Source organism: Halorubrum sp. SP9 (genome assembly GCF_005435015.1).
Classification (GTDB): Archaea; Halobacteriota; Halobacteria; order Halobacteriales; family Haloferacaceae; genus Halorubrum; species Halorubrum sodomense.
Window position 1 is genome coordinate 1 of record NZ_SGXU01000097.1, and the last position, 1,546, is coordinate 1,546.

General features: G+C 56.9%; 3 protein-coding genes. All 3 read right to left on the bottom strand.

Features of this window, described 5'->3' with window-relative positions; all coding sequences use genetic code 11:
* Positions 1-142: 142 nt before the first annotated feature.
* Entirely contained in the window at positions 143-307 is a 165-nt protein-coding gene (locus tag EXE45_RS19770; protein ID WP_158294290.1) for a hypothetical protein, read from the bottom strand.
* Positions 308-426: 119 nt separating this feature from the next.
* Complete coding sequence (locus tag EXE45_RS16555) at positions 427-1,062, bottom strand: hypothetical protein (protein WP_137694972.1); 636 nt, start codon at positions 1,060-1,062, stop codon at positions 427-429.
* 253 nt (positions 1,063-1,315) lie between these two features.
* On the bottom strand, positions 1,316-1,546 hold a 231-nt coding region (locus tag EXE45_RS19775; RefSeq protein ID WP_158294291.1), incomplete at its 5' end, for a hypothetical protein.

Consider the following 1,546-nt stretch of genomic DNA (forward strand, 5'->3'; position numbering starts at 1 on the left):
GATCCAGAAGGGTGTCCGTGAAATCGTCAACGACGCTCGCCTCTAAGACGAGTCGCTCGTCAGCAATAGCCATTGAAATACCTCGTTGTTAGATGCGAGAGTTTCGGCAGTTCTGCGCGAACTGCCGTCTGAAACGGCTCTTTCAGAGCCGTGAACTGGATGGGGCGTTCACCGAGGAGAGGTCAGGGATGTCCTCGTCGTTGCCCCACTCGTCGGCTGCGGCTTGGAGGAACATCTTCTGTAACGGCGTCCACTCAGCCTGTGAGTCTACGATTGAGACGCCGAGATGGCGGTGGGCTTCCCACATTTCCCGCCCCTTCTGTGATTTCGCAAACGCCTCGATGACGGTGTCCTCACCGTACTTCTCTTTCGCGTAGGCGTGGCGCTTGGAGTGGTGAACGTCGGGGTCGTACCAGCCCTCCTCGTCTACGACTCTTGGAGTCCGTTTCCCAACACAGAGATCGTCTCAGCCATCGCCTGAAGGCCGACGTTCAACTTGATGGGGTAGGGCTGTCCCGTGACGAGCCGTTCCAGTTCGTCTTCTAAGTGCTCGCGGACCTCGTCTTTGGTGAGTGTCCCACCGCTCGGGAGCTGGTCCATCCCCATCAGATCCGCCGCCTGTGCGGGATCAGACTTGACGAGGTCGTAGACGTGGTCAACCGATTCATCGTCGGGTTTGATGACCTCTTTCCCGAACTGCCGCAGGAGCGCGAAGCCGTCCTCACCGAGTGCGTCCTTGATACGACTGGTTTGGGAGGCGACCTGCTCGCTCAACTCCTGAAGTTCCTGTTCTTCCTCGCTGGTCAGTTCGGGCTTCTCCTGAAGTTCCAAGAGCCGTTCTTGGGCCTCCGTTTCACCCATCTCGGGATCAACTTCAGGCTCGTCAGCCGAGGCCATCTCCTCGGTGTCCAAGGCGTGTTGAAGTTCTTGAAACTCCGTCTCGTTGAGGAGGCGATGTTTGAACGTCACGGTCTGATCACCGAGCGAGACGTTCACGTCACCGCGGTAGTTGCGTGCGTTACCCGTCTTCCGTTTTGCGACGACGAAGGCTGGATCTGTCATGGGTTGTTGTGTATGAAAAATCGACTGCGAAAACGTTTGAAAAAGCGAGAACCACCGCGACTGCTGGTAGAAATGACCTATCCGTTCAGACGGCTACTATCCGTTTCTGACGAGGCCCTGTGTCAACGGTTCCACGCGAGGACACTCCGAGTCACTCCGTGACACCGTTCGTTCCTCACGTCCTCCTAATAGAACTGAAGGATATTAATGGTAACGGATATAGTGGTGACGCCCAAACAGAAGGGTCATCTCGTTACAACGCCTCGATCTCCAGCCCGCGCAGTTTGCCCGAGATGGAGAGCTGCTGGTCGCCACCGTCCTCGTAGCCAAGTTCCAGTTCGTTCCAGTCGAACTTGGCCGCGGAGGCGTCAAGTACCTCGTCAGCGATAACGGACACCTCGTTGGGCGTCCGATCGTTCTGATAGAGGTCTTCCAGCAGTTCGGCGGCCTCCTGATTGACCATCTGTTCTGTGTCCATCGAAGC

What these genes read in the sequence shown, in the direction of transcription:
- EXE45_RS16555 (WP_137694972.1), bottom strand. Translation starts at nt 1,062, where the DNA reads ATGACAGATCCAGCCTTCGTCGTCGCAAAACGGAAGACGGGTAACGCA.
- EXE45_RS19770 (WP_158294290.1), bottom strand. Translation starts at nt 307, where the DNA reads ATGTGGGAAGCCCACCGCCATCTCGGCGTCTCAATCGTAGACTCACAG.